This is a genomic window from Pseudarthrobacter sp. NPDC092424, from assembly GCF_044754925.1.
Taxonomy (GTDB): Bacteria; Actinomycetota; Actinomycetes; order Actinomycetales; family Micrococcaceae; genus Arthrobacter.
This window is the reverse complement of sequence record NZ_JBIVQC010000002.1, coordinates 282,258-307,029: the sequence shown is the minus strand read 5'-3', so window position 1 is coordinate 307,029 and position 24,772 is coordinate 282,258. Positions and strand designations below refer to the sequence as shown.

The window sequence follows — 24,772 nt, the reverse complement described above, 5'->3', positions numbered from 1 at the left end:
TATCCGACAGCCACAGTTTAGTTGGCTTCGCCGCACGGCGGCAGAGCCGTGCGGTTAGTGTGCGGTGCAGTGCGGGATCAGGAGTCGCCTGCTCCCGCGAACCGCATCATCAGGCCGAGCGCGATGATAACGAGGCCCCAGGTGACGCCAAGGATGACGGTGAACCTGTTCAGGTTGCGCTCGGCCACTCCGGAGGAGCTCAGTCCGGAGCTCATGCCGCCGCCGAACATATCCGAGAGTCCCCCGCCCCGTCCCTTGTGCAGGAGGATGAGCAGCGTCAGCAGGAGGCTGGTGATGCCCAGGAGGATCTGGAGGATGACTTGAAGAACGTCCACGACGGCCTTTCAGGAGTTGGGATGCGGGAGCGTTTACCGGGTCCGGACTAGTCCGTGACCAGGTGGCTCTCGAACCTGACAATATTAGCAAACTCGGCCGGGTCCAGGCTGGCGCCGCCCACGAGCAGTCCGTCCACGTCGCGCTCACGGAGGATGGCGGCAGCGTTGGCAGCCTTGACCGAACCGCCGTACAGCAGCCGCGTCCTGGCTGCCACGTCGGGGCCGAAGGTGGAATCAAGCTCGGCGCGGATGGCTTGGCACATCTCCTGGGCGTCCTCCGGCCCTGCCACCTCTCCGGTGCCAATGGCCCAGACGGGCTCGTAGGCGACGACGAGTTCGGCGGCCTGGTCGTTGGTGAGTCCCTCGACGCCGGCACGGAGCTGGTCCAGGGTGTGCTGCACGTGGGTGCCTGCCTGGCGGATCTCCAGGCCCTCACCGAGGCAGAGCACCGGCGTAACGCCGTGGCGGAAGGCCGCCTTTACCTTGGCGTTGAGGACCTCGTCCGTCTCCTGGTGGATGGTGCGGCGTTCGCTGTGGCCAACCAGCACGTAGCTGCAGCCGAGCTTTGCAAGGAACTGGCCGGAGATGTCGCCGGTGTAGGCGCCGGAGTCGAACTGGGACAGGTCCTGGCCGCCGTAGGCGATGTCCAGGTCGTCGCCTTGAACCAGGGTCTGTACGCCGCGAAGATCTGTGAACGGCGGGAAGACAGCCACCTCAACCCGGCCGTAGTCGTGCTTGGCGTCCGAGAGGGTCCATGCGAGCTTCTGCAGCAGCGTGATGCCCTGGACGTGGTCCATGTTCATTTTCCAGTTGCCCGCGATGAAGGGCTTGCGGTCGAAGGCGCCGTTGGTTGACGTAGTCACGTTTGCTCCGTAAATGTCTTGGGTATGGGACCGGCCGGCCGGCTGCCGAGGCAACCGGCCGGCCGAAAGGTGATGCACTCCCGGCATCGTGTGCCGGGCGGACTGTTACCGGACGTCCGTTAGCGGTCGAGGACGCTCAGTCCCGGCAGTTCCTTGCCTTCAAGGTATTCCAGGCTTGCCCCGCCTCCGGTGGAGATGTGGCCGAACTGGTCATCGGCGAAGCCGAGGGTACGGACGGCCGCTGCGGAGTCGCCGCCGCCAACCACCGTGAACGCGCCGGTTTCGGTCAGGGCCTGGGCAATGGCCCGGGTCCCGTGGGCGAAGGCCTCGAATTCGAAGACACCCATGGGTCCGTTCCAGAACACGGTCTTGGCGCCCTTGATCCGCTCCGCGAAGGAGGCCGCGGAATCCGGTCCGATATCAAGGCCGATTCCGTTGGCTCCGAAGCTGCTGGACTCGATGGCGTCCGCGGCGACCGTTTCATGCGCGGCGTCGGCGGCGAACTTCTCTGCCACCACCACGTCCGTAGGCACGACGAACTCCGTGCCGGCGTCGGCTGCGCGCTTCAGGTAGTCCTGGACCACGGCGATCTGGTCTTCCTCGAGCAGGCTGCCGGCAACCTTGTGGCCGGCAGCCGCCAGGAACGTGAACAGCATGCCGCCGCCCACCAGGATAGTGTCCGCCTTGCCGATCAGGTTGTCGATGACGGCCAGCTTGTCAGAAACCTTCGAACCGCCCAGCACCACGACATAGGGGCGCCGGGAGTCGGCGGTGAGCTTGCGCAGGACCTCGACTTCGGTGTGTACCAGGTCGCCCAGGTACGACGGAAGGCGGGTGGCGACGTCGTACACGGATGCGTGCTTGCGGTGGACGGCACCGAACGCGTCGTCCACGAAGGCGCCGTTGTCACCGGTGAGCGCTACCAGCTCGTCGGCAAAGGCACCCCGCTCGGCGTCATCCTTGCTGGTTTCGCGGGCGTCAAAGCGCACGTTTTCCAGCACGAGGGCTTCGCCGTCCTGCAGCCTTGCTGCGGCTTCGCGGGCTGAGCTGCCCACCGTGTCACCGGCGAGGGTGACCTTGAAGCCGGCCAGTTCGGCCAGCCGGGCCACGGCAGGCTTGAGCGAGAACTTTTCGTCCGGCGCACCCTTGGGGCGGCCGAGGTGGGCTGTTACCAGCACGCGGGCACCGGCGTCCGTGAGCTTTGACAGCACTGGAAGGGAGGCCTTGATGCGGCCGTCGTCAGTGACTGTAGAGCCGTCGAGCGGCACATTAAGGTCACTTCGAACCAGAATGTACCGCCCGCGGACACCTTCAGCGAGTAGTTCGTTGAGGGTGTGAGATGTCATGTGTCTAACCCTAGCCCAGCTTGGATGCGACAAGCTCCGTGAGGTCAACGAGCCGGTTCGAGTAACCCCATTCGTTGTCATACCAGGAAACAACCTTGACCTGGTTGCCGATTACCTTGGTGAGGCCGGCGTCGAAGATGGAGGACGCGGGGTCGCCCACGATGTCCGAGGAAACGATCGGCTCGTCCGTGTAGGTCAGGAAGCCCTGCAGTTCCTCGGACTCCGCGGCGCGCTTCAGCGCGGCGTTGACTTCCTCAACGGTGGTCTCGCGGGACACGGTGACCGTGAGGTCCGTGGCGGAGCCGGTGGGAACGGGAACGCGGATGGCGTAGCCGTCCAGCTTGCCCTTCAGTTCGGGCAGGACCAGGCCGATGGCCTTGGCTGCGCCGGTGGAAGTGGGGACCATGTTGATGGCTGCGGCGCGGGCGCGGCGCAGGTCGTTGTGCGGGCCGTCCTGGAGGTTCTGGTCTGCGGTGTAGGCGTGAACGGTGGTCATCAGGCCACGCTCGATGCCGAACTCGTCGTTGACCACCTTGGCCAGCGGGCCGAGGCAGTTGGTGGTGCAGGAGGCGTTGGAGATGATGTGGTGCGTTGCGTTGTCATAGAGGTTGTGGTTCACGCCCATGACGATCGTGATGTCTTCATCCGATGCGGGTGCGGAGATGAGGACCTTCTTGGCGCCGGCGTCGATGTGCTTCTGTGCAGCCGCGGCCTTGGTGAAGAAGCCGGTGGATTCGATGACGATGTCCACGCCCAGCTCGCCCCAGGGCAGGTTGGCGGGGTCGCGCTCGGCCAGGACCTTGACGACGTTGCCGTTGACGACGATGTTGCCGTCCTTGACCTCGATGGTTTCCTTCAGGCGGCCGCCCACGGAGTCGTACTTGAAGAGGTGCGCGAGGGCTTCGGGGCTGGTGAGGTCGTTGACGGCAACGATCTCGAGGTCCGCGCCCTGTGCGAGTGCTGCGCGGAAGTAGTTGCGGCCAATGCGGCCAAAGCCGTTGATACCAATACGGGTCGTCACTTTTTCAGTCTCCTTGGTGCTTTCGAAAAGCACTACTAGTTGAGCGGGCGATGAAGCCTACTAACAGATCCCGCACGCCATTGGGCAGAGATAATTTACATACCGGAGGACGACCAGCCTCATTGCTGAAGGCTGACCGCCTTCCGTGACCCATCTTACGTTTAACTGGGTCCGCCCCCGCAACTGCGGGGGCGGACGGTCCACATCGCGGCTGTTTTAAGTCCGAATGTGAAGTTTGTTACACGCTGGTGTCGCCGGTGTCACTACGGAAGGGTGATCAGTCCCGTGGCGTTGGTGCGTGCTGCCTCGAAGCGCTTGGCGACATCTGCCCAGTTGACGATGTTCCAGAATGCCTTGACGTAGTCAGCCTTGACGTTCACGTAGTCCAGGTAGAAGGCGTGCTCCCACATGTCCAGCATGAGCAGCGGCGTCGTGCCGAGCGCCACGTTGCCCTGCTGGTCGTAAAGCTGTTCGATGACGAGGTTGCCGCCGATGGGCTCGTAGGCCAGGAAGCCCCACCCGGAACCCTGCAGGCCGAGGGCCGCAGCGGAGAACTGGGCACGGAAGGCGTCGAAGGAGCCGAACGCATCGTCGATGGCCGCCGCCAGCTCACCTTCGGGCTTGTCGCCGCCGTCCGGGGAGAGGTTGTTCCAGAACACGGAGTGGTTCACGTGGCCGCCGGTGTGGAAGGCGAGGTCCTTCGACAGGCGGTTGATGTTGGCAAAGTCGCCCTTCTCGCGCGCTTCGGCCAGCTGGGCCAGGGCGTTGTTGGCGCCGGTGACGTAGGCGGCGTGGTGCTTGCTGTGGTGCAGCTCCATGATCCGCGCGGAGATGTGCGGTTCAAGGGCGGCGTAGTCGTAGCTGAGTTCGGGCAAAACGTACTCGGTCACAAAATCCTCCAATATCGTGGACCTCTCGGTCCGGTTGGTCTCTCTCGGATTGTGCATCCGGACGTCAGGCGCCCGGAATTATTTCGATTCTATGGGCCCGCTACTCGTCCAGCATTTCGGGCGTCACATTGGCATCCGTGCCGGGAATCCCGAGGTCAACGGCGCGTTTGTCCGCCATGGCCAGCAGGCGCCGGATCCTTCCGGCGATGGCGTCCTTGGTCATCACGGGGTCCGCCAGGCGGCCCAATTCGTCCAGGCTGGCCTGTTTGTGTGCCACGCGCAGTTCACCGGCGTACTTCAGGTGGTCAGGGACGTCGTCGCCGAGGATTTCCAGCGCCCGCTCCACGCGTGCTCCCGCCGCGACGGCTGCCTGGGCGGAGCGGCGGAGGTTGGCGTCGTCGAAATTCGCCAGCCGGTTGGCCGTGGCGCGGACCTCCTTACGCATACGGCGTTCCTCCCAGACCATCAGCGCGTCGTGGGCGCCCATCCGGGTCAGCAGGGCGGCAATGGTGTCCCCGTCGCGGATGACCACGCGGTCCACTCCCCTGACCTCGCGGGCCTTGGCCTGGATGTCCAGCCGGCGGGCAGCACCCACCAGGGCAAGCGCCGACTCCGGACCGGGGCAGGTGACCTCAAGCGAGGACGAGCGGCCGGGCTCCGTGAGCGAGCCGTGCGCCAGGAAGGCGCCGCGCCACACTGCTTCGGCGTCCGCCGCCGATCCGTTGACGACGGCGGAGGGCAGCCCCCGGACGGGGCGTCCCCTGCCGTCAAGCAGGCCGGTCTGCCGCGCCAGCGCTTCACCGTCGCGCACCACCCGAACCACGTACCGGCTGGCGCGGCGCAGGCCCCCGGCCGAAACCACGATGATTTCGCTCTGATGCCCGTAGACCTCGGCAATGGCGGCGCGGAGCCGGCGCGCGGTGGACGCCAGGTCCACTTCCGCCTCGATGACGATTCGGCCGGAGATGATGTGGAGGCCGCCGGCGAACCGGAGCATGGCCGAGACCTCGGCCTTGCGGACGGAGGATTTCTTGATGTCCAGCCGGGACAGTTCTTCCTTGACTGATGCTGTCAGTGCCATGGCACCTTCCTAACTGTTCCCGAATATGTCCTGGTACGCCGTTGCCAGACGCAGGGGGTCATGGACGGGCCGGCGACCCGACGCCCCTACTTTACCCAAGACAACCTCCGCACCGATCATCCCCGCGGCCCTTTCGAACTCCAGCCGGTCCGGCACGGAGGCCGGATCGGCCAGCACCACGTCCACTCCGAAGCCGGGGGCGTAGCGGCGGAGCGCGTGCAGGTGGTCCGCAGCGGACATGCCCATGGTTTCCTTGGTGTCCGTGGCCAGGTTCATGGTGAGGCACCTTTTGGCCGGTGTGCTGCAGAGCGCCTCGCGCATTTCTGGCAGCAACAGGTGCGGCAGGACCGAGGTGTACCAGGACCCCGGGCCCAGGATGACCCAGTCCGCCAGTTCAATGGCGCTCAGCGCCTCGACGCAGGCCGGCGCATCCTCGGGCAGCAGCCTGACGTGCTCCAGCGATCCGGCCACCGCACACTTTGCCTGGCCGCGCACCGTCTGCAGGACGGAGCTGCCGTCCGGGCCGGTGGCGCGCACCTCTCCCTCGATGGTCAGGGGCACCGTGGACATCGGCAGGACCTGGCCGCGGGCTCCCAGCAGCGCGCCGGCCCACTTGAGCCCGCCCACCGCGTCGCCCAGCAGCTCCCAGAGCGTAACGATCAGCAGATTTCCCATGGCGTGCTCGTCCAGCGATCCGCCCGGGCCCTTGCCCGGCTGGAACCGGTGCTGCATGACGTCCCGCCAGGTGCGGCCCCAGTCCGTGTCATCGCACAGGGCGGAAAGTGCCATCCGGAGATCCCCCGGCGGGAGGACGCCGTACTCTTCCCGCAAGCGCCCGGAAGAGCCGCCGTCGTCCGCTACCGTGACGATCGCCGTGAGCTCCGAGGTGAGCAGGCGCAGCGCCGACAGGGAGGCCGACAGGCCGTGGCCGCCGCCAAGCGCAACGACATTGGGGCCCTTGTCCTGCTGGCCGCCGAAACCGCCGGCCGGCGCCGGCACCAGGGGCAGGGCTCCCGTAAACAGCCCCATTATTCCCGGCCCAGGTCCCGATGCGTGGTGGTCACGGTGACCCGTGGGAACTGCGCCAGCTTCTTCGAAATTTCCATGGCCACGGCCACGGAGCGGTGCTTGCCGCCGGTGCAGCCGACAGCAATGGTGGCGTAGTGCTTATTCTCCCTGCGGTAGCCGTCCAGCACCGGTTCCAGCGCCATCACGTAGCGGTCTACGAAGCTCTTGACCCCCTCGGCCTCGAGGACGTAGTCGCTGACGTCCTTGTCCAGGCCGGTGTGCGGGCGCAGCTGCGGCACCCAGTGCGGGTTGGGAATGAACCGGACGTCGGCCACGTAGTTGGCGTCCACGGGCAGGCCGTACTTGAAGCCGAAGCTCATCACGTTGATCCGCAACGCAACGGGACCGGACTCGCTGAACAGCTCGGTGATGGCGGTTGCCAGTCCGTGGACGTTGTAGCTGGAGGTGTCAATTACGACGTCGGAGCTGTCGCGGAGTTCCTGGAGCAGCTCGCGTTCGGCGGCGATGCCGTCCAGGATCCTGCCGCCACCCTGCAGCGGATGCGGCCGGCGGCCCTGTTCGAAGCGGCGGACCAGGACGTTGTCGCTGGCATCGAGGAAGAGCACCCGGAATGTGATGCCGCTGGCCTCGAGGGCGCCCAGGGCGGCCCGGATGTCAGCGAACAAACCCTTGCTGCGCACATCCACCACCACCGCAAGCCGCGGAATGGACTGGGGCGCATGGGACACGAGTTCAGCGAGGGTGCCGAGCATCTGCGGGGGCAGGTTTTCCACGACATACCAGCCGTGGTCCTCCAGCGCATCCGCGGCAGTGCTCCGGCCCGCCCCGGACATCCCGGTGACCACCAGCAGCTCCGCCTCCAGTGGCTTGACGGGTTCCATCCCGTCCTGCCCTGCGCCGGATTCCGCCGTTGTGCCTGCCATCAAGTCCCCGTTTCCGTTCGTCTTACTGCCGGTGGCCGCACCGGCAGTCCCCCGCCTTTACCCTAGCTAAGTTTCGATGATTTCGCCGGTGGTCATGTTGATGGCGGGCGCAGCCGGCGCGGCCCCGGCGGCCGCGAAGTGGCTGACGATCGCTCCGGCCAGCGCCGGCCCGATTCCCTTGGCCGTGGCAAGCTCCTCGGCTGTGGCAGCCTTGATGCCCTTGACGGACCCGAAGTGCGCCAGGAGGGCCCTGCGCTTGGCCGCGCCCAGGCCGGGCACGCTGTCCAGCGCGGACACGGTCATGGCCTTGCCGCGCTTCTGCCGGTGGAACGAGATCGCGAACCGGTGGGCTTCGTCGCGGATGCGCTGCAAAAGGTAGAGGCCTTGGGATGACCGGGGCAGGATGACCGGGAAGTCGCTCTCCGGCAGCCACACCTCCTCCAGCCGCTTGGCCAGCCCCACCACGTAGACGTCGTCGATGCCCAGGTCCGCCAGGGCCCTGGCGGCCGCGTTCACCTGCGGCTTGCCGCCGTCCACAACCACCAGGTTGGGCGGGTAGGCGAACTTTGCCTTGGGGGCGGGGGTGGTGGTGTCCAGGACGGCATCGGGGGCACCGGACGCCGGGCCATCCTGCGCCGTCCCGTCCACCTGCGCCGTCCCGTCCACCTGCGCCGTCCCGTCCACCTGCGCCGTCTTGTCCTGCAGATAGTGCCGGAACCGGCGCGTCAGGACGTCCCGCATGGCGGCGGTGTCATCCGCAGCGGCGGCCCCGGTGATGGAGAACTTGCGGTAATCCGCCTTCTTGGGGAGCCCGTCCTCCACCACCACCATGGAAGCCACCACGTTGGTTCCCTGCACGTGCGAGACGTCGAAGCATTCGATCCGCAGCAGGGCCACCGGCAGGTCCAGGGCCTCCTGGAGTTCCTGCAGGGCCTGCGACCTGACGGTGAGATCACCGGCGCGGCGCGTCTTGTGCAGTTTCAGGGCATGTTCGGCGTTCTCGCGCACCGTTCCCATGAGCGCGGCCTTGTCGCCGCGGCGGGGGACCCGGATATCGACTTTCGCGCCGCGCAGCCCACCGAGCCACCGGGCCAGTTCCGCGGCATTGCTCGGTTCCACCGGAACCAGGACTTCACGGGGAAGCCGGCCCTGCGTGTCACCGTCTTCGCCGTACACCTGCTGGAGCAGGTGCTCCACGAGGTCCGGAGTGGTGGAGTCCTCCACCTTTTCCACCACCCAGCCGCGCTGGCCGCGGACGCGTCCGCCGCGGACGTGGAACACCTGCACGGCGGCCTCGAGCTCATCCTCGTGCAGGGCGAAGATGTCCGCATCGGTATCCTCCGCGAGGACCACGGCGTTGCGTTCAAAGACCTTGCGCATGGCAGTGATGTCATCACGGAGCCGCGCGGCGCGTTCATAGTCCAGGCGCGCCACGGCCTCGGCCATTTGCTTCTCCAGCTTGGCAATGAATCGCTTGGCTTCACCGCCCATGAAGGCGCAAAAATCATCGGCCAGGGCCCGGTGGTCCTCCGGCGAGATCCGTCCTACGCACGGGGCGGAGCATTTGTCGATGTAGCCGAGCAGGCAGGGCCGGCCGCTGGCCTCGGCCCGTTTGAAGACGCCGGCGCTGCAGCTGCGGACAGGGAAGACGCGCAGGAGGGTGTCCATGGTCTCCCGGATGGCTCCGGCCGTGTAGGGACCGAAATACCGGGTGCCCTTCCGGCGGTCGCCGCGCATTACCTGGACGCGGGGGTATTTCTCGCCCATCGTCACTGCCAGGTAGGGATACGTCTTGTCGTCCCGGAACACCACGTTGAAGCGCGGCTTGAATTCCTTGATCCAGGTATATTCAAGCTGCAGCGATTCCAGTTCGCTGCCCACCACGGTCCACTCCACGCTGCTCGCGGCATGCACCATGGCATAGGTCTTGGGCATCAGGCCCGCTGGGTTGGCGAAGTAGGAGCTCAGCCGCGAGCGGAGGCTCTTGGCCTTGCCCACGTAGATGACGCGGCCGTGCGCGTCCCTGAACCGGTAGACCCCCGGGTTGGTGGGAATTTCACCGGTCCGGGGCCGGTAACTTGCTGGATTTGCCACTTATCCATTCTACTGAGCCGGCAGGCCGTGCCTTGCCGCCGTTCGCCGCGGGCCTACCCGGCGGATTTGCTCTGGTTGTAGCTGGTGGACCGCTCCTGGCCGCTGAGGGCCGCAATGGCGTCCATGATCCGGTCCGTCACTTCACGGCGTGCCGGCAGTGAGTGGTCCGGTCCTGTCCTGTCGAAATAGAGCGGCTCCCCCACCTTCATGGTGAAGTGCTGCGGCCGCACGCCCTTCTCACCGGCACGCTGGAGGTTCTCGGTACCGATGAGACCCACCGGAATCACGGGCGCTCCGGTGGTCAGGGCGAGCCAGCCGACGCCGGTCCGGCCGCGGTACAGTATGCCGTCCCTGGACCGGGTCCCCTCCGGGTAGATACCGATGCCCTTGCCCGCCTCCAGGATGTCCAGGAGCGTCTTCAGGGCCTGGACGCTGGCGGCCTGCTCACCGCGCTCCACCGGGATGGAGCCGACGGATTCGAAGAACGCCTTCATCGCCTTCCCCTTGAGGCCGCCGGTGGTGAAGTACTCTGCCTTGGCGAAGAAGGCGACGGGCCGGGGCATGAGGGCCTGCACGATCACGCTGTCGAAGAAGGACAGGTGGTTGGGCGCGACAATAAACGGACCGTCTGCCGGGACGTTTTCGAGTCCTACGACGGTGGGACGGCAGGTGCCGGCGATCAGGTTTCGCGTGGTCCAGCGAACGGCATCAAACATTTCCATCGTTGGTCACCCCGCTCATGGCCGCGGTGTGGATGGCCTGGAGGCGGCCCACAGCCTCCAGCAGGGCTGCAGGGGTATGGACGACGGCGACGGCACCGGCGCTTTCAAGCTCACCCTCGGCGGCGAAGCCCCAGGCGACGCCTACGCAGTCGAGTCCGTTCGCCACCGCGCCGTCCACATCCTGGGCCCGGTCCCCCACCATGACCGCGTGCCGGGTGTCCAGGTCCCTGAGGGCGGCGGCGATCATTGCCGACTTCCCGACGGGAACGCCATCGAAGGAAACCTCCTCGTCCGGCGCCCCGTGGATGCCGCGGAAGAATCCGTCGATGCGGTGAAGGGCCAGCAGTTTCCGTGCCATACCCTGGGGTTTCTGGGTGGCGACCGCCAGGGGCCGTCCGGACGCCGCGAAGGATTCCAGCACGTCGCGGATCCCGGGGTAGAGCCGGCTTTGAGCCATTCCGCTGACCATGTAGTGCCCGCGGTAACGGCGCACCACGTCCTCCAGCTTGTCCGCCGGGACCTTGGCGATATTCAACAGTGAGTCACTGAGCCTGGGGCCGATCATGGTCTCCAGGAGTTCCGGTGCGGGAACGGGAAGCCCGGTTTCGGCGAGGGCCGCGGAAATTCCCCCTGTTATCCCACCGGCCGGATCGACAAGAGTGCCGTCCAGGTCAAAGATCACGGGCACTGTTGTTTGAGTCACCGGGCTAGTTTCTCACGAGAGCACACAAGCCTGAAACTCGCATTCCCCTTAAGGAATATTCCAGTGTCCGGGCCGGCGGGCTAGCCCAGGATTTCCGCGAGGAACCTGGCCGTGTGGCTGGTGGTGGACTTTGCGACCTGTTCCGGGGTCCCCGACGCCACTATCTGCCCGCCTCCTGAGCCCCCGTCCGGGCCCAGGTCCACGATCCAGTCCGCACTCTTGATGACGTCCAGGTTGTGTTCAATGGTGATCACCGTGTTGCCCTTGTCCACCAGGCCCTGGAGCACCAGGAGGAGCTTGCGGATGTCCTCGAAGTGCAGGCCGGTGGTGGGCTCATCCAGAACATAGATGCTGCGGCCGTTGGAACGCTTTTGCAGCTCCGAGGCCAGCTTGACGCGCTGCGCTTCACCGCCGGAGAGGGTGGTGGCGGGCTGGCCGAGGCGGACGTAGCCCAGTCCCACGTCCACCAGGGTCCGCAGGTGCCTGGCGATGGGTGTGAACGCAGCGAAGAACTCTGCGGCCTCCTCGATGGGCATGTTGAGGACATCGGCAATGGTCTTGCCCTTGTAGTGCACCTCGAGCGTCTCGCGGTTGTAACGGGCACCGTGGCACACCTCGCACGGGACATAGACGTCCGGCAGGAAGTTCATTTCGATCTTCAGCGTTCCGTCACCCGAGCAGGCCTCGCAGCGGCCGCCCTTGACGTTGAACGAGAAGCGTCCGGGAAGATAGCCGCGCACCTTGGCCTCAGTGGTTTCCGCGAAAAGCTTGCGGATGTTGTCGAAAACCCCGGTGTAGGTGGCCGGGTTGGAGCGCGGCGTACGGCCAATGGGGCTCTGGTCCACGTGGACCACCTTGTCCAGGTGTTCCAGCCCCTGGACCGTCTTGTGCCGTCCGGCCACCTGCTTGGCGCCGTTGAGCTTGTTGGCCAGTACTTTGTAGAGGATTTCGTTGACCAGTGTGGACTTGCCGGAGCCGCTGACGCCGGTTACCGCGGTGAAGAGCCCCAGCGGGAAGGCGGCGTCCACGTTCAGCAGGTTGTTTTCCCTGGCGCCGACCACCTTGATCTCGCGCTTCTTGTCGTACTTGCGGCGCTTGGCCGGCACGTCGATTTTCTTCCGGCCGGCAAGGTAGTCGCCCGTCATCGAAGCCTTGTTCTCCAGCAGGGCCGGGTAAGAACCTGAGTGGACCACCTGGCCGCCGTGCTCCCCCGCGCCCGGTCCGATGTCCACGATCCAGTCGGCAACCTGGATGGTGTCCTCGTCATGCTCCACGACGATGAGGGTGTTGCCCATGTCCCGCAGCCGGGTGAGGGTGTCGATGAGGCGCCGGTTGTCGCGCTGGTGGAGCCCGATGGAGGGCTCGTCCAGCACGTAGAGCACGCCCACCAGACCGGAGCCGATCTGGGTGGCAAGCCGGATGCGCTGGGCTTCGCCACCGGAAAGGGTAGCGGAGGGCCGCTCCAGGTTCAGGTATTCCAGTCCTACGTCCAGCAGGAAGGTGAGCCGCGCCTGGATCTCCTTCAGCACCTGGTGCGCGATCTGGGCCTCACGGCCGGTCAGGACGAGGTTGTTCAGGAAAGCGGCACATTCCCGCATGGGGAGCGCAGCCACATCCGCGATGGACTTGCCATTGATGAGCACTGAGAGCGACGCCGGGTTCAGGCGGGCGCCGTTGCAGGCCGGGCAGGGGACCTGCCGCATGTATTCCTCGTAGCGGTCGCGGGCCCAGTCCGAGTCCGTTTCGCCATGCTTGCGGTGGACGTACTGGATGGCACCTTCGAATCCGGTGCTGTACTTGCGTTCGCGGCCGAAGCGGTTGCGGTACTGCACCACGACCTTGTGGTCCTTGCCATGAAGGACGGTCTGGCGCACGTCCTTGCCCAGCTTCTCCCAGGGGGTGGTCATGGAGAAGCCCACTTCCTTGGCCAGGCCTTCCAGGAGCCGGTTCCAATACTCGGTGGTGGCGGTGCCCAGTGACCAGGGGGCAATGGCGCCCTCGGACAGTGAAAGCTCCGGGTTGGGAACGATGAGTTCCTCATCCACTTCGAGGCGCGTGCCGATGCCGCTGCAGGCCGCGCAGGCACCGAAGGGGTTGTTGAAGGAGAAGGACCGGGGTTCGATTTCGTCAATCGCGAGGGGATGCTCGTTGGGGCACGCCAGGTTCTCCGAGAATGCCCTGATCCTGCCGGGGGCGTCTGCTTCCAGGTCGACGAAGTCGGCCAGCACCCGGCCTTCGGCGAGCCCCAGGGCGGTCTCGATGGAATCGGTCAGCCGCTGCCTGATGCCTTCCTTGACCACAAGGCGGTCAACCACCACTTCGATGGTGTGCTTGAACTGCTTGCCCAGCTTGGGCGGCTCGCTGAGCTGGACCAGTTCGCCGTCCACCCTGGCACGCGAGTAGCCCTTGGCCGTGAGTTCCTTGAACAGGTCCACGAACTCGCCCTTGCGGCCGCGGACGACGGGAGCCAGGACCTGGAAGCGGGTTCCTTCGTCCAGTTCGAGGAGCTGGTCCACGATCTGCTGGGGTGTCTGCTTGGTGACCGGCTCGCCGCACTCGGGGCAGTGGGGACGTCCCACACGGGCCCAGAGCAGGCGCATGTAGTCGTAGATCTCGGTAATGGTGCCCACGGTGGACCGGGGGTTCTTGCTGGTGGACTTCTGGTCGATGGACACTGCCGGGGACAGTCCCTCGATGAAGTCGACGTCAGGCTTGTCCACCTGTCCGAGGAACTGGCGCGCGTAGGCGGAAAGCGATTCGACATAGCGGCGCTGGCCCTCGGCGAAGATGGTGTCGAAGGCCAGGGAGGACTTTCCGGAACCTGACAGCCCGGTGAACACGATCATGGCATCGCGCGGCAGGTCCAGGTCCACGTTGCGGAGGTTGTGTTCGCGTGCTCCCTTGACGACCAGCCGGGAGAGGTCCGGCCGGTGCGGTACAACATCCGAACCGGCGGAAAGTACGGAAGGGGAGGCGGTTTCTTCAGCTACGGCTTTAGGCACTCCATCATGCTAATCGAAAACTTCTTCGAACCTCCACGCAGGATGGCCTCAGCTCCCTCCTGGCCGGCGTCTCCCTACTGGCCGGCGTCGTATGCCGCGGCCAGTAGCTGGACGGCCTCGGCGAACGTGGCGCCCTGTGCCTTGGCAGCTGCGGCGTAGGCGGCGGCGGCCGAGGACAGTCCGCCAAGCCGTTCGTCCCGGGCGCAGACGACGGTGCCGTTCCTTCCGCGGGTTGCCACGATCCCGGCGGCTTCCAGTTCCTTGTAGGCCCGGGCAACGGTGTGCGGTGCAACATCCAGCTCCGCCGCCAGGGCACGGACCGCCGGCAGCCGGGTGCCGGCGGGCAGGTTTGAATTGTCCACGAGATGGATGATCTGGAGGCGAAGCTGCTCAAACAAGGCCACGGTGCTGGTGGGGTTGGGCTTCCAGGTGCCGGGGAAGCCCTGGGCAGCGGTCCTGGCGGCGGCGCTCAAGAGCCGGCCTCCAGCGCCGCGGTGCGGTCCTTCCCGGGCGTGAACTGCGCGTTGTAGAGCCTGGTGTAGTAGCCGTTGGCGGCAAGCAGGTTCCGGTGTGTGCCCTGTTCAACGATGCGTCCGTGGTCCATGACGAGAATTAGATCAGCGTTGCGCACCGTGGACAAACGGTGGGCGATCACCAGGCTGGTCCTGCCGTGGAGCAGCCGCTCCATCGCCTGCCGGATCAGGAGTTCGGTCCGGGAGTCGACGGAGCTTGTCGCCTCGTCCAGGACCAGGATGTCGCGCCGGGCCAGGTGGGCCCGGGCAATACTGATCAGCTGCCGCTGTCCCTGGCTCAAGGGATCGCCGCCGTTCTCCAGCACGGTGGCATAGCCGGCCGGAAGGGAACGCACAAAGCGGTCCACATGGCTGGCCTCGGCGGCCGCGACAATGGCCTCTTCCGGAGCGTCCGGATTCCCGTAGGCGATGTTTTCGCGGATGGTTCCGTCAAACAGCCAGGCGTCCTGGAGGACCACGCCAAACCGGGCCCGCAGCCGGTCCCGGGCGATCGCCCCCAGTTCCACGCCGCCAAGGGTTATCCGGCCGGAGTCCGGCTCACAGAAGCGCAGCAGGAGGTTCACAACCGTGGATTTGCCGGCACCGGTATGGCCCACGATCGCCACAGTCTGTCCCGGCTCTGCAGTAAAGGAGAGGTTCCTGACGGCGGGGCCGGCGCCGGGATAGCCAAACGTCACGTCCTCGAACACGATCCGCCCGTCCGCCGGAACGGCTGCCTCGGCCTGGCCCTCCGCCGGATCTTCAACGGCGTCCAGCAGTGCGAATACCCGCGCCGCGGATGCCACGCAGGACTGGATGAGGGTCAGCATGCCACCAATCTGGCCGACAGGCTGGGTAAAAAGCCGGCTGAACTGGATGAAGGCCTGGATCCCGCCGATGGTCATGGCGCCGGCAATGACCTGGAAGGCCCCCACCACGGCAACCGCAATGTAGTTCAAGTTGGACACCAGCACCATCAGGGGCTGGACCATCCCGGCGGAGAACTGTGCCCGGGCAGCCGCCCGCGCCAGCCGGTCGTTGCTGCGCGCAAACACAGCGGCTGCCCGCTCCTGTTGGCCGAAGGCCTTGATGACCTCGTGTCCGGAAATGAACTCCTCCACGTGGGAGTTGAGCTCGCCGGTCTCCGTCCATTGCCGGGCGTAGTTCGCCTGGGACCTGCGCGTCACCAGCACGGTGATCAGGGTGGAGACCGGAACGGTCGCAAGGGCGATGGCGGCCAGCAGCGGTGAGATCCAGAGCATCATGGCCAGCGAACCGCAGAGCATCAGCACCGACATGATGAGCTGCGTCAGCAACTGGTTAAGGGCCTGGGCGATGTTGTCCACGTCGTTCGTGGCCCGGCTCAGCACGTCCCCGCGGGACCTTCCCTGGAAGTACGCCGATGGGAGGCGGTGCAGTTTCTCCTCCAGGGCGCCGCGGACTCCGTGCATGAGGCCCTGGACGGACCGGGCGGTGAGGATGCCCTGCACCCAGTTGAACAGGGACGCGAGAATGTACATCGACGCAACGAGTGCCAGCAGCAGCCCCAGCCTTCGCTCGTCCAGGCCTCCCCTCAGGACGCCGTCAACGACGACGTCGGTCGCGTCTCCCAGGTATTTCGGCGCGGCCACGTTCAGTCCGGAGAAGGCGCAGGTCGCAGCTACGGCCCCGACCATTGAACGCCGGTATGGTGCGAGCAGCCCCAGGAGCCTGGCCGCGGTGGGCCAGAAGTTGACGGCCGTATCCAGGGTGGCGGCCTGCTTCGCGGGCCGGCGCTTCACGGCTGGCCGTCCAGGGCGAGTTGTGAGTCCGCGATCTCGCGGTAGGCGGGCGACGTGTCCAGCAACTCCAGGTGGGTGCCCTGCGCCACGAGCCGCCCGTCGTCGAGCACCAGGATCAGGTCGGCATGCCGGACCGCCGAAATGCGTTCGGCGACCACCACGACGGCAGCGGGAGCGAGCACGCCTCCCAGCGCTCCACGGAGCCTGGTGTCAGTGTCATAGTCCAGTGCGGAAAAGCTGTCGTCGAAGAGGAAGAGGGGCACGCTGCGAAGGAGTGCGCGGGCAATGCAAAGACGCTGGCGCTGGCCTCCCGAGAGGTTGGTGCCGCCCTGGCCGACCGGCGTGTCCAGGCCGAGCGGCAGGTGCGCCATGAAACGCATTGTCTGGGCAGTTTCGAGGGCCTGCCACAGCTCGTCCTCGGTGGCCTCTGGAGCCGCCATCCTCAGGTTGTCCGCAATCGTGCCGGTAAAGAGGTGCGCATGCTGCGGAACCAGCGACATTGACGCCCGGAGCGTGTCCAGCGGCAGTTCCCGTATGTCGGTTCCATCAAGCGAGATCCGGCCGTGGGTGGCGTCCAGGAAGCGCGGAACCAGATTCAACAGGGTGGATTTTCCGCTGCCGGTGGAACCGACGATCGCTGTGGTGGTTCCCGGTACGGCGGTGAAACTGATGTCCGCCAGCACGGGCTCCTCGGCACCGGGATACGAGAAGCCCACACCGCGGAACTCGAGGAGCCCGCCGGGGCCGGCCGCCGGTGCGCCGCCGGCCGGCCGGTCGCTGGCATGCGGGACGTCCCGGACGGACGGCTCGGCCGCCAGGACCGCCCCAATGCGCTCAGCGCTGACAGACGCCCGCGGTGCTGTCATGAGCACGTACATGGACATCATGATGGCCAGCAGGATCTGCAGGATATAGGAGATGAAGGCAGTGAGCGCCCCAAGGTTCATCTCCCCCGACTGGATCCGGTGGCCGCCGAACCACACGACGGCAACCGAAGACAGGTTGACCACCAGCATGATCAGCGGAAGCATGCCTGCCACCAGCAGCGCGGACTGCAGGTTGTTCGCAGTGAGGCTGCTGTTGGTCCGCCCGAAACGGCGGATTTCGTGGCCCTGGCGGACAAAGGCCCGAATGGCCTGGGCGCCGATGATCTGCTCCCGGAGGATTCCGCCTGCCCGGTCCAGCAGTTCCTGCCCCTCGCGGTACAGCGGAACAAGGCGGCGCACGATCCGGTACATCACCAGCATGAGGACCGGCACGACGGCGATGACCACTCCCGACAGCGCCACGTCCTGTTGCAGTGCCAGTATGATGCCGCCTACGCCCATGGCGGGACCCGCCACCAGCATGGTGAAGGCGAGTACGGCAAACGCCTGGATCTGTTGCGCATCGTTTGTAGCCCGCGTAGCGAGGCTGTGGGTGCCGAAGGCAGCGATGTCCTGGGTGGATAGCGTCTGTATGCGGGCAAATGTCTCTGCCCGCAGGCGCTGTCCGATCCGCATGGCCACCACGGCCGCGAGGTAACCCGCGGCTATGGCGGCTGCTGCCTGTAGTGCCGCGACGGCGGCCATGGCCAGGCCAAGCCCGGAAATCACAGCGGTGTTGCCGGCAACAATGCCGTCATCGATGATGGCTGCATTGACCGTGGGCAGCAGGAGGTTGGCGGCGGCCTGCACCAGCTGCAGCAGAACAATGGCGGCAACAGGGATCTTTTGGCCCTTGAGCATCCGCCCCATCAACCCGATCAGCAAGCTGCCTCCACTGGGGGACGGTGGCCGCCGGGCCGGGCGTCGGCCCCCTGGAACGCCCATACCGTGATTGTTGGCCGGGTTAAGTTCGGCCGGCTGTCACACCACATTACTCGGGCCGTCAACATCATCCAACGAATGGACCCACCCCTCTTTGTGGCCAACCGCGAAGACCCGGCGGAAGGGGAACACGGTCCCGTACCTGGTGGGAGGGTACGCCTTCCTCAGCGCAGCCGCGTACTCGTCCTCGAACCTGGCAGCTTCTTTGGCAGACAGCGCAGCGAGGACTGGCCGCAGGGCTGTTCCGCGCACCCACTCCAGCACCGGGTCCGGCCCTGGCAGGACCTGGTGGTAGGTGGTCTCCCAGGCATCGGCGGTGAAGCCGGCATCCAGCAGGACTGCCAGATAGTCGGCGGCACTGCCCGCGGACTCGCCTCCCGTCAATACTCCATCCAGGCGGGAAGCCCAAGCGGGCGACGCCGCCAGCTCACGCATCAGCACATGGGACGGGGCGCCGAAGTTGCCCGGCACCTGGAGGGCGAACCACGATCCCGGGGCCAGGTCGGCCAGCCAGCGGCGCATCAGGTCCCTATGGCCGGGGACCCACTGCAGCGCAGCGTTGCTGACCACCACGTCCGTTCCGGGCGCGGGTTCCCAGGCGGTAATGTCGCGCAGTTCAAAACGCAGGGAGGGGAACTGCCTGGACAGTGGCGCGGCACGGTCCAGCATCTCCGCCGACGAGTCCACACCCACGATGTCCGCCTCCGGCCAGCGCCCGGCCAGGGAGGCGGTGAGGTTTCCGGGACCGCAGCCGAGATCCACCACCCTGCGGGGCTGCCCGGCCCCGATCCTGGCAACGAGGTCGAAGAAGGGCCGGTCGCGGTGGCCGCCAAACTGGACGTACTTGGCTGGATCCCATTTCACGGCTGTCTCCACGGTGGTCGATGCGTAGGCTACGGCGTAGCCTAGCGTGGCCGGGCGCGGATTCTGCGCTGCGGCAGGGCACTAAGCTGGAAACCAATGAAACTCGTTGACCAGCTGCCCCGACTGTCCGCCCTGAACCCGTCCGCCGCCGTCGACCCCGACCTCCTCTACACGGGATTCGTCGAATGGACCGAAAGCCGCGGAATCGCCCTCTATCCGGCGCAGGATGAAGCCATCATGGAGCTGGCCACCGGGGCGAACGTCATTCTCGCAACACCCACGGGATCGGGTAAATCTCTGGTTGCCATCGCAGCGCACTTCCAGGCCCTGGCACGCGGTGAGCGGAGCTACTACACCGCGCCGATCAAGGCGCTGGTTTCCGAGAAGTTCTTTGCCCTGTGCGAAATTTTCGGCGCCGAGAACGTGGGGATGATCACCGGCGATTCCGGGGTGAACCAGGACGCGCCGATCATCTGCTGCACCGCGGAAATCCTGGCAAACGTCGCCTTGCGCGAAGGCGCGGCCGCCAGCCTTGGCGCCGTCATCATGGACGAGTTCCATTTCTACTCGGACCCGCAGCGCGGCTGGGCCTGGCAGGTTCCGCTGCTGGAGCTCCCCCAGGCGCAGTTCCTCCTGATGTCCGCCACGCTGGGCGACGTCAGCAGGTTCGAGGAAGGCCTCACGGCGCTGACGGGCCGCGCCACCACCACAGTGAGCTCCGCGGAGCGGCCCATTCCGCTGCACTACTACTACCACGAGACCCCCGTCCACGAGACGCTGGAGGAGCTGCTCTCCACCAGGCAGGTGCCGGTCTACGTGGTGCACTTCAGCCAGATCGAGGCGATTGACCGCGCCCAGACCCTGATGAGCATCAACGTCTGCACCCGTGAGGAAAAGGACAAGATCGCAGAGTTGATTGCCAACTTCCGGTTCGCGGCCGGTTTCGGCAAGACCCTGAACCGGCTGGTCCGCCACGGGATTGGCGTGCACCACGCGGGCATGCTGCCGAAATACCGGCGGCTGGTGGAGCAACTGGCCCAGGCCGGACTGCTCAAGGTTATCTGCGGTACGGACACGCTTGGCGTGGGCATCAACGTGCCCATCCGCACCGTCCTCCTCACTGCCCTCAGCAAGTACGACGGCGTACGCACCCGGCTGCTTAACTCCCGTGAGTTCCACCAGATTGCCGGGCGGGCCGGCAGGGCTGGATACGACACGGCGGGGACGGTGGTGGTCCAGGCGCCGGAGCACGTCACCGAGAATGTCCGGGCCATGGCCAAGGCAGTGGCCAAGTTCGGGGATGACCAGAAGAAGCTGCGCCAGGTGGTGAAGAAGAAGCCGCCGGAGGGCTTTGTCTCCTGGGGCGAACCCACGTTCAAACGGCTGGTGGAGTCCGTCCCGGACCCTCTGGCCTCCAGCTTCACCGTGACGCACGCCATGCTCATGAACCTGATGGAGCGCCCCGGCGACCCGTTCGCCGCCGCTCGGCGGCTGCTGACGGAAAACCACGAAAGCAGGCCTGCCCAGCTTCGGTTGATGAAGAAGGCCCTGGGCATCTACCGCGAACTGCTGGCAGCTGAAGTGGTGGAACGGATCCCGGCGGGCGAGCAGGGCCCGGACGGCCGGACCGTCCGGCTGACTGTCCACCTCCAGCCGAACTTTGCACTCAACCAACCGCTGTCCCCCTTCGCACTGGCTGCACTTGAACTCCTGGACCCGGAGTCGCCGTCGTACGCCCTGGACGTAGTGTCCGTGATTGAGGCGACCCTGGAGAAGCCGCGCCAGATCCTGTCCGCCCAGCAAAAGAAGGCCCGCGGCGAAGCCGTGGCCGCCATGAAGGCGGACGGCATCGAGTACGACCAGCGCATGGCCATGCTGGATGAGGTGACGTACCCGCAGCCGCTTGCGGAAATGCTGGGCGAGGCGTTCGAGGTATACCGGAAGGCCGCGCCGTGGGTGGGCGACTTCGAGCTCGCACCCAAGTCGGTGGTCCGTGACATGTACGAGCGCGCCATGAACTTCGGGGAGTTCGTGCAGTTCTACGGGCTGGCCCGCTCCGAGGGCATTGTGCTGCGGTACCTGGCGGATGCGTTCCGGGCGCTGCGGCAGACGGTTCCCCAGGACATGCTGCGCGAAGACCTTGAGGATCTCACGGCCTGGCTGGGAGAGCTGGTCCGCCAGGTGGATTCCAGCCTCCTGGATGAGTGGGAGGAACTGGCCTCCGGAGCGGCACCCACGCCGCATGACGCGCCGCCGCCTCCCCCGCCGTCGCTCACGTCCAACATCCGGGCGTTCCGTGTGATGGTCCGCAACGAGATGTTCCGCCGCGTGGAACTCTTCGCGGACGAGGACGCCGGGGCCCTGGGAGAACTGGACGGCGCCGCAGGCTGGGATGCCGGCCGCTGGGAGGACGCCCTGGACGACTACTTCGATGACCACGATGACATCGGCACCGGACCGGCCGCACGCGGGCCGGGCCTGCTCATCATCACAGAGGAACCGGGCGTCTGGAAGGTGCGGCAGATCTTCGACGACCCCGCCGCGGACCACGACTGGGGAATCTCCGCAGAGGTGGACCTCGCGGCCTCCGATGAGACGGGCACCGCGGTGGTCCGGGTGACGGACGTCAACCGGCTCTGAGGGGACAGTCCCGTTGGTAAGCTCAGGGAATGAGTGCCATCCGACCCGCAACGCCCCATGATGTCCCCGCCATTCTTCGCATGATCCACGAGCTGGCGCATTACGAGAAGGAGCCGGACGCAGTCCGGAACACTCCCGAAATGCTGCACGGGGTGCTCTTCGGGGACAACCCCCGCGTCTTCGCCACCATGGCGGAAAACGCCGAGGGCGAGGTTCAAGGCTTCGCCCTCTGGTTCCTGAACTATTCCACCTGGGAAGGCGTGCACGGGATCTACCTGGAAGACCTCTACGTGAGCCCGGCAGCACGCGGCGAGGGCCACGGCAAGGCCCTGCTGCAGCATTTGGCTGCCACCGCTGTCCGGAACGGCTATGCCCGGGTGGAATGGAGCGTCCTGGACTGGAACGAACCGTCCATCAACTTCTACCGCAGCCTGGGCGCACGGCCCATGGACGGGTGGTCGACGTTCCGGCTGGCCGGGGACGCCCTGGCGCAGTTCGGCAGCCCCGTTGCCGCCGGGTCGCATGGCTGACACCGGCCACCGGGTCCGGGCGCGGCACGCGTTCCGCGGTACGCGGACCGTTGAGCACGAATTCCGGGTACCCCTTGACCACTTTGCGGTTGGCACCGCGGGCGGCGAAACCATCACGGTCTTCGCCCGCGAATACGTGTCCGAAGAGCACAGCCGTGCGGAAGCGGAGCGGTTGCCGTGGCTGCTCTACCTGCAGGGAGGACCCGGCGGGCGCGGGAACCGCTGGGGTTCGCTCGGCGGCTGGGCAAAGGCCGCTGCGCGGGAGTTCCGCATCCTCATGCTGGACCAGCGGGGAACCGGCCTGTCCACCCCTTGCGACCGGCACACGCTGCCGCTGCGCGGCGGGGATGAAGAGCAGGCGGCCTACCTTGAACACTTCCGGGCAGATTCCATCGTGGCGGACGCGGAACACATCCGTAAGGCCCTCGGGGCCGGCCCGTGGACCGTTTACGGCCAGAGCTATGGCGGGTTCTGTGCCTTGACGTACCTCTCGTTCGCGCCGGAGGGACTGAAGGAGGTCCTGGTGACCGGGGGCCTGGCGCCCCTCACAGGACCGGCCGACGACGTCTACCGGGCCACCTTCCAGCGCGTCGCCGCCCGGAACGCCGAGTATTTCGGCTGGTACCCGGAGGACCGGGCCATCGTTGAGCGCATCGCCCAGCATCTCCGCGGCACCCTTGAAGTCCTGCCCGACGGCGGCCCGCTCACCGTAGAGCGGTTCCAGATGGTCGGTGCGCTGCTGGGCGGCAACACCAGGGTGGACAGCCTCCATTGCCTCCTGGAGGACGCCTTCACCCGTTCGCTGGCCGGGCCGAGGCTTTCGGACACGTTCCTGGACCAGGTCCAGGGCCTGGTGTCGCGGCGGTCCAACCCCCTGTACGCGCTCATGCACGAATCGATTTACGGCCAGGGCCAGGCCACGGGGTGGGCCGCCTGGCGGGTGCTGGACGAATTCCCGGAATTCCGGCCGGAGGCCGAGCCGCTCCTGCTCACCGGCGAAATGGTGTACCCGTGGTACTTCCGCCAGGATCCGGCGCTGGCACCGCTTGCCGGCGTCGCCCGGTTGCTGGCGGCGAAGCAGGACTGGAAGAACCTTTACGACCTGGACCGGCTGGCGGCCAACAGTGTGCCCGTGGCGGCTGCCGTCTACGCCGACGATATTTATGTGGACCGGAAACTTTCGCTGGAGACGGCTGCCCGGGTCAAGGGCCTGCAGGTCTGGGAGACCGGGGACTTCCACCACGACGGCATTGCCGATGACGGTGAAGGCATCTTTGCCAGGCTGCTGGGCATGGCCCGCTCAGCCGGCAGCTGACGCCTGGTTGGCTCCACCCCGCAACGCGAGGGCGGTGGCCACCAGGACTGCCGCGGCCAGGGCGGCAGCGCCGGCGTTCAGCCCGGTATAGCCTGCCCAGCTCAGGAGCAGGCCGGAAATCCCGGCGCCCAGGGCACCGGCCCCGCTCATCAGCGTGTCCGAGACGCCCTGGACCAGTACGCGGTCTCCGGTGGCGACGCTTTCCGCAAGAAGCGTGGACCCGGCGATGGTCGCCGCCGACCAGCCGAGCCCCAGCAACACCAGCCCTGTGGTGACCAGTCCAGGACGGCCCGCTCCGAGCCCGGCCGTGATTGCCGCCGCCAGGATCAGTCCGTGGCCCAGCATGAGCGTGGGGAGCCGTCCTGCCCGGTCCGTGAGCCAGCCCATCACCGGGGACAGCGCGTACATCCCGGCGATGTGCAGCGAGATGGTGAACCCGATGAGCACGAACACGTCCGTCCCGGTTTCGTGGGCATGGACCTGCCCGGCCGCAGGCGGTCCTTCCATCAGCAACTGGAGGTGCAGCGGCGTCATCGACATGACGGCGGCCATGGCGGCGTGCGCGGTCACCACGGCGAGCAGGGCCAGCCTGGCGGACGGTGAGGACCTGGCAGCAGCGAGGCCGCGCTGCAGCACGCCCCTCTGGCGGCCGGGCGGACGGGCCTCTTCGCCGCGCAGTTCCAGGGCGTGCAGAAGGGGATCCGGCCGCAGGCCCACGAGCAGGAGGAGTGCGGCGAGGCCCAGCCCTGCTGCGGAGAAAATGAACGGCCCGGCAATGCCCGGAAGGCCCATGGCCTCCCCCACCAGGGCGCCCGGACGGATAAGGTTCGGACCCGCTACAGCCCCGGCTGTCACTGCCCATACAACGACGGCGAGTGACCGGCCACGCTTATCCGGTTCCGCGAGATCCACCGCGGCAAAGCGTGCCTGCAGGTTGGCGGCGGTGGCCAGCCCCAGGAGCGCCGCTCCGGCCAGCAGCAGGACGAACAGGCCGGTTACGGTGGCGGCGATGACCAGGATGGCTCCGGCCATTCCGGACAGGACTCCGGTGGCGAGCCCTGCCCGGCGGCCCCGGCGTTCTGCCAGGCCGGCCAGCGGCATGGCGGCCACTGCCGTGGCGAGTGTCATCACGGTGGTGACGGCGCCGGCCCAGGCGTTCGAGCCGGAGAGCTGGACGGCCAGGAGGGATCCGACGGATAGGCTGGCCCCGTTCCCGATCCCGCTCAGGAGCTGGGCGGCGCTGAGGATTAAAACGGTACGGCGCTGGACCCTGCGGGGGTCCAGCGCCGTAGCGGTATTGATGTTCACGCTCT

At 66.6% G+C, this 24,772-nt stretch carries 20 protein-coding genes; 3 read left to right on the top strand and 17 right to left on the bottom strand.

Annotated elements, in window-relative coordinates:
• Positions 1 to 77 precede the first annotated feature (77 nt).
• From secG to ACIQCN_RS04325, 16 genes are all read right to left on the bottom strand, one after another.
• Positions 78 to 335: a preprotein translocase subunit SecG gene (gene secG / locus ACIQCN_RS04400; protein WP_377215808.1), complete on the bottom strand. Its 258-nt coding sequence runs from the start codon at positions 333 to 335 to the stop codon at positions 78 to 80.
• Positions 336 to 382: 47 nt separating this feature from the next.
• Positions 383 to 1,198: a triose-phosphate isomerase gene (gene tpiA, locus ACIQCN_RS04395; RefSeq protein ID WP_400609592.1), complete on the bottom strand. Its 816-nt coding sequence runs from the start codon at positions 1,196 to 1,198 to the stop codon at positions 383 to 385.
• A gap of 119 nt (positions 1,199 to 1,317) precedes the next feature.
• Entirely contained in the window at positions 1,318 to 2,544 is a 1,227-nt protein-coding gene (locus ACIQCN_RS04390; RefSeq protein ID WP_400609590.1) for a phosphoglycerate kinase, read from the bottom strand.
• A gap of 10 nt (positions 2,545 to 2,554) precedes the next feature.
• Entirely contained in the window at positions 2,555 to 3,565 is a 1,011-nt protein-coding gene (gene gap, locus ACIQCN_RS04385; protein WP_400603916.1) for a type I glyceraldehyde-3-phosphate dehydrogenase, read from the bottom strand.
• Between the two features lie 263 nt (positions 3,566 to 3,828).
• Positions 3,829 to 4,455 (bottom strand): superoxide dismutase, encoded by a 627-nt coding sequence (locus ACIQCN_RS04380; RefSeq protein ID WP_400603918.1) that lies wholly within the window; start codon positions 4,453 to 4,455, stop codon positions 3,829 to 3,831.
• 100 nt (positions 4,456 to 4,555) lie between these two features.
• Positions 4,556 to 5,536, bottom strand: a complete 981-nt coding sequence (whiA, locus tag ACIQCN_RS04375) for a DNA-binding protein WhiA (protein WP_058267256.1) — start codon at positions 5,534 to 5,536, stop codon at positions 4,556 to 4,558.
• Positions 5,537 to 5,545: 9 nt separating this feature from the next.
• Positions 5,546 to 6,565 (bottom strand): uridine diphosphate-N-acetylglucosamine-binding protein YvcK, encoded by a 1,020-nt coding sequence (gene yvcK, locus ACIQCN_RS04370; protein ID WP_400609588.1) that lies wholly within the window; start codon positions 6,563 to 6,565, stop codon positions 5,546 to 5,548.
• Positions 6,565 to 7,488, bottom strand: coding sequence for an RNase adapter RapZ (gene rapZ, locus ACIQCN_RS04365; protein ID WP_400603922.1), 924 nt, complete (start codon positions 7,486 to 7,488; stop codon positions 6,565 to 6,567). The genes yvcK and rapZ overlap by 1 nt, the downstream gene beginning before the upstream one ends.
• Before the next feature lie 66 nt (positions 7,489 to 7,554).
• Positions 7,555 to 9,582, bottom strand: coding sequence for an excinuclease ABC subunit UvrC (gene uvrC, locus ACIQCN_RS04360; protein WP_400609587.1), 2,028 nt, complete (start codon positions 9,580 to 9,582; stop codon positions 7,555 to 7,557).
• Positions 9,583 to 9,635: 53 nt separating this feature from the next.
• Positions 9,636 to 10,304, bottom strand: coding sequence for a lysophospholipid acyltransferase family protein (locus ACIQCN_RS04355; RefSeq protein ID WP_400609585.1), 669 nt, complete (start codon positions 10,302 to 10,304; stop codon positions 9,636 to 9,638).
• The gene (locus ACIQCN_RS04350; protein ID WP_400603928.1) at positions 10,291 to 11,007 is read right to left on the bottom strand and encodes an HAD hydrolase-like protein; all 717 of its coding nucleotides are present in this window, start codon (positions 11,005 to 11,007) and stop codon (positions 10,291 to 10,293) included. The genes ACIQCN_RS04355 and ACIQCN_RS04350 overlap by 14 nt, the downstream gene beginning before the upstream one ends.
• Before the next feature lie 80 nt (positions 11,008 to 11,087).
• The gene (gene uvrA / locus ACIQCN_RS04345) at positions 11,088 to 14,009 is read right to left on the bottom strand and encodes an excinuclease ABC subunit UvrA (protein WP_400609583.1); all 2,922 of its coding nucleotides are present in this window, start codon (positions 14,007 to 14,009) and stop codon (positions 11,088 to 11,090) included.
• 74 nt (positions 14,010 to 14,083) lie between these two features.
• Positions 14,084 to 14,482, bottom strand: a complete 399-nt coding sequence (locus tag ACIQCN_RS04340; protein ID WP_400609581.1) for a GntR family transcriptional regulator — start codon at positions 14,480 to 14,482, stop codon at positions 14,084 to 14,086.
• The gene (locus ACIQCN_RS04335) at positions 14,479 to 16,197 is read right to left on the bottom strand and encodes an ABC transporter ATP-binding protein (RefSeq protein WP_400609841.1); all 1,719 of its coding nucleotides are present in this window, start codon (positions 16,195 to 16,197) and stop codon (positions 14,479 to 14,481) included. Before ACIQCN_RS04335 ends, ACIQCN_RS04340 begins: the two co-directional genes overlap by 4 nt.
• A 101-nt stretch (positions 16,198 to 16,298) precedes the next feature.
• Positions 16,299 to 18,053: an ABC transporter ATP-binding protein gene (locus tag ACIQCN_RS04330; protein ID WP_400609579.1), complete on the bottom strand. Its 1,755-nt coding sequence runs from the start codon at positions 18,051 to 18,053 to the stop codon at positions 16,299 to 16,301.
• 96 nt (positions 18,054 to 18,149) lie between these two features.
• A complete protein-coding gene (locus tag ACIQCN_RS04325) occupies positions 18,150 to 18,974 on the bottom strand; it encodes a trans-aconitate 2-methyltransferase (protein ID WP_400609577.1) in 825 nt (274 codons plus the stop codon).
• Between the two features lie 96 nt (positions 18,975 to 19,070).
• On the opposite strand from ACIQCN_RS04325, the gene ACIQCN_RS04320 reads away from it, so the two are divergent.
• From ACIQCN_RS04320 to ACIQCN_RS04310, 3 genes are read left to right on the top strand one after another with little or no spacing between them, the layout of a single operon-like run.
• The gene (locus ACIQCN_RS04320) at positions 19,071 to 21,614 is read left to right on the top strand and encodes a DEAD/DEAH box helicase (protein WP_400603937.1); all 2,544 of its coding nucleotides are present in this window, start codon (positions 19,071 to 19,073) and stop codon (positions 21,612 to 21,614) included.
• 29 nt (positions 21,615 to 21,643) lie between these two features.
• Positions 21,644 to 22,144, top strand: coding sequence for a GNAT family N-acetyltransferase (locus tag ACIQCN_RS04315; protein WP_400603939.1), 501 nt, complete (start codon positions 21,644 to 21,646; stop codon positions 22,142 to 22,144).
• Positions 22,137 to 23,459, top strand: a complete 1,323-nt coding sequence (locus ACIQCN_RS04310; protein ID WP_400609575.1) for an alpha/beta fold hydrolase — start codon at positions 22,137 to 22,139, stop codon at positions 23,457 to 23,459. Before ACIQCN_RS04315 ends, ACIQCN_RS04310 begins: the two co-directional genes overlap by 8 nt.
• Here the strand turns inward: ACIQCN_RS04310 and ACIQCN_RS04305 are convergent.
• Complete coding sequence (locus ACIQCN_RS04305) at positions 23,445 to 24,767, bottom strand: MFS transporter (protein WP_400609573.1); 1,323 nt, start codon at positions 24,765 to 24,767, stop codon at positions 23,445 to 23,447. The two genes, ACIQCN_RS04310 and ACIQCN_RS04305, sit on opposite strands and share 15 nt — an antisense overlap.
• Positions 24,768 to 24,772: the final 5 nt, after the last annotated feature.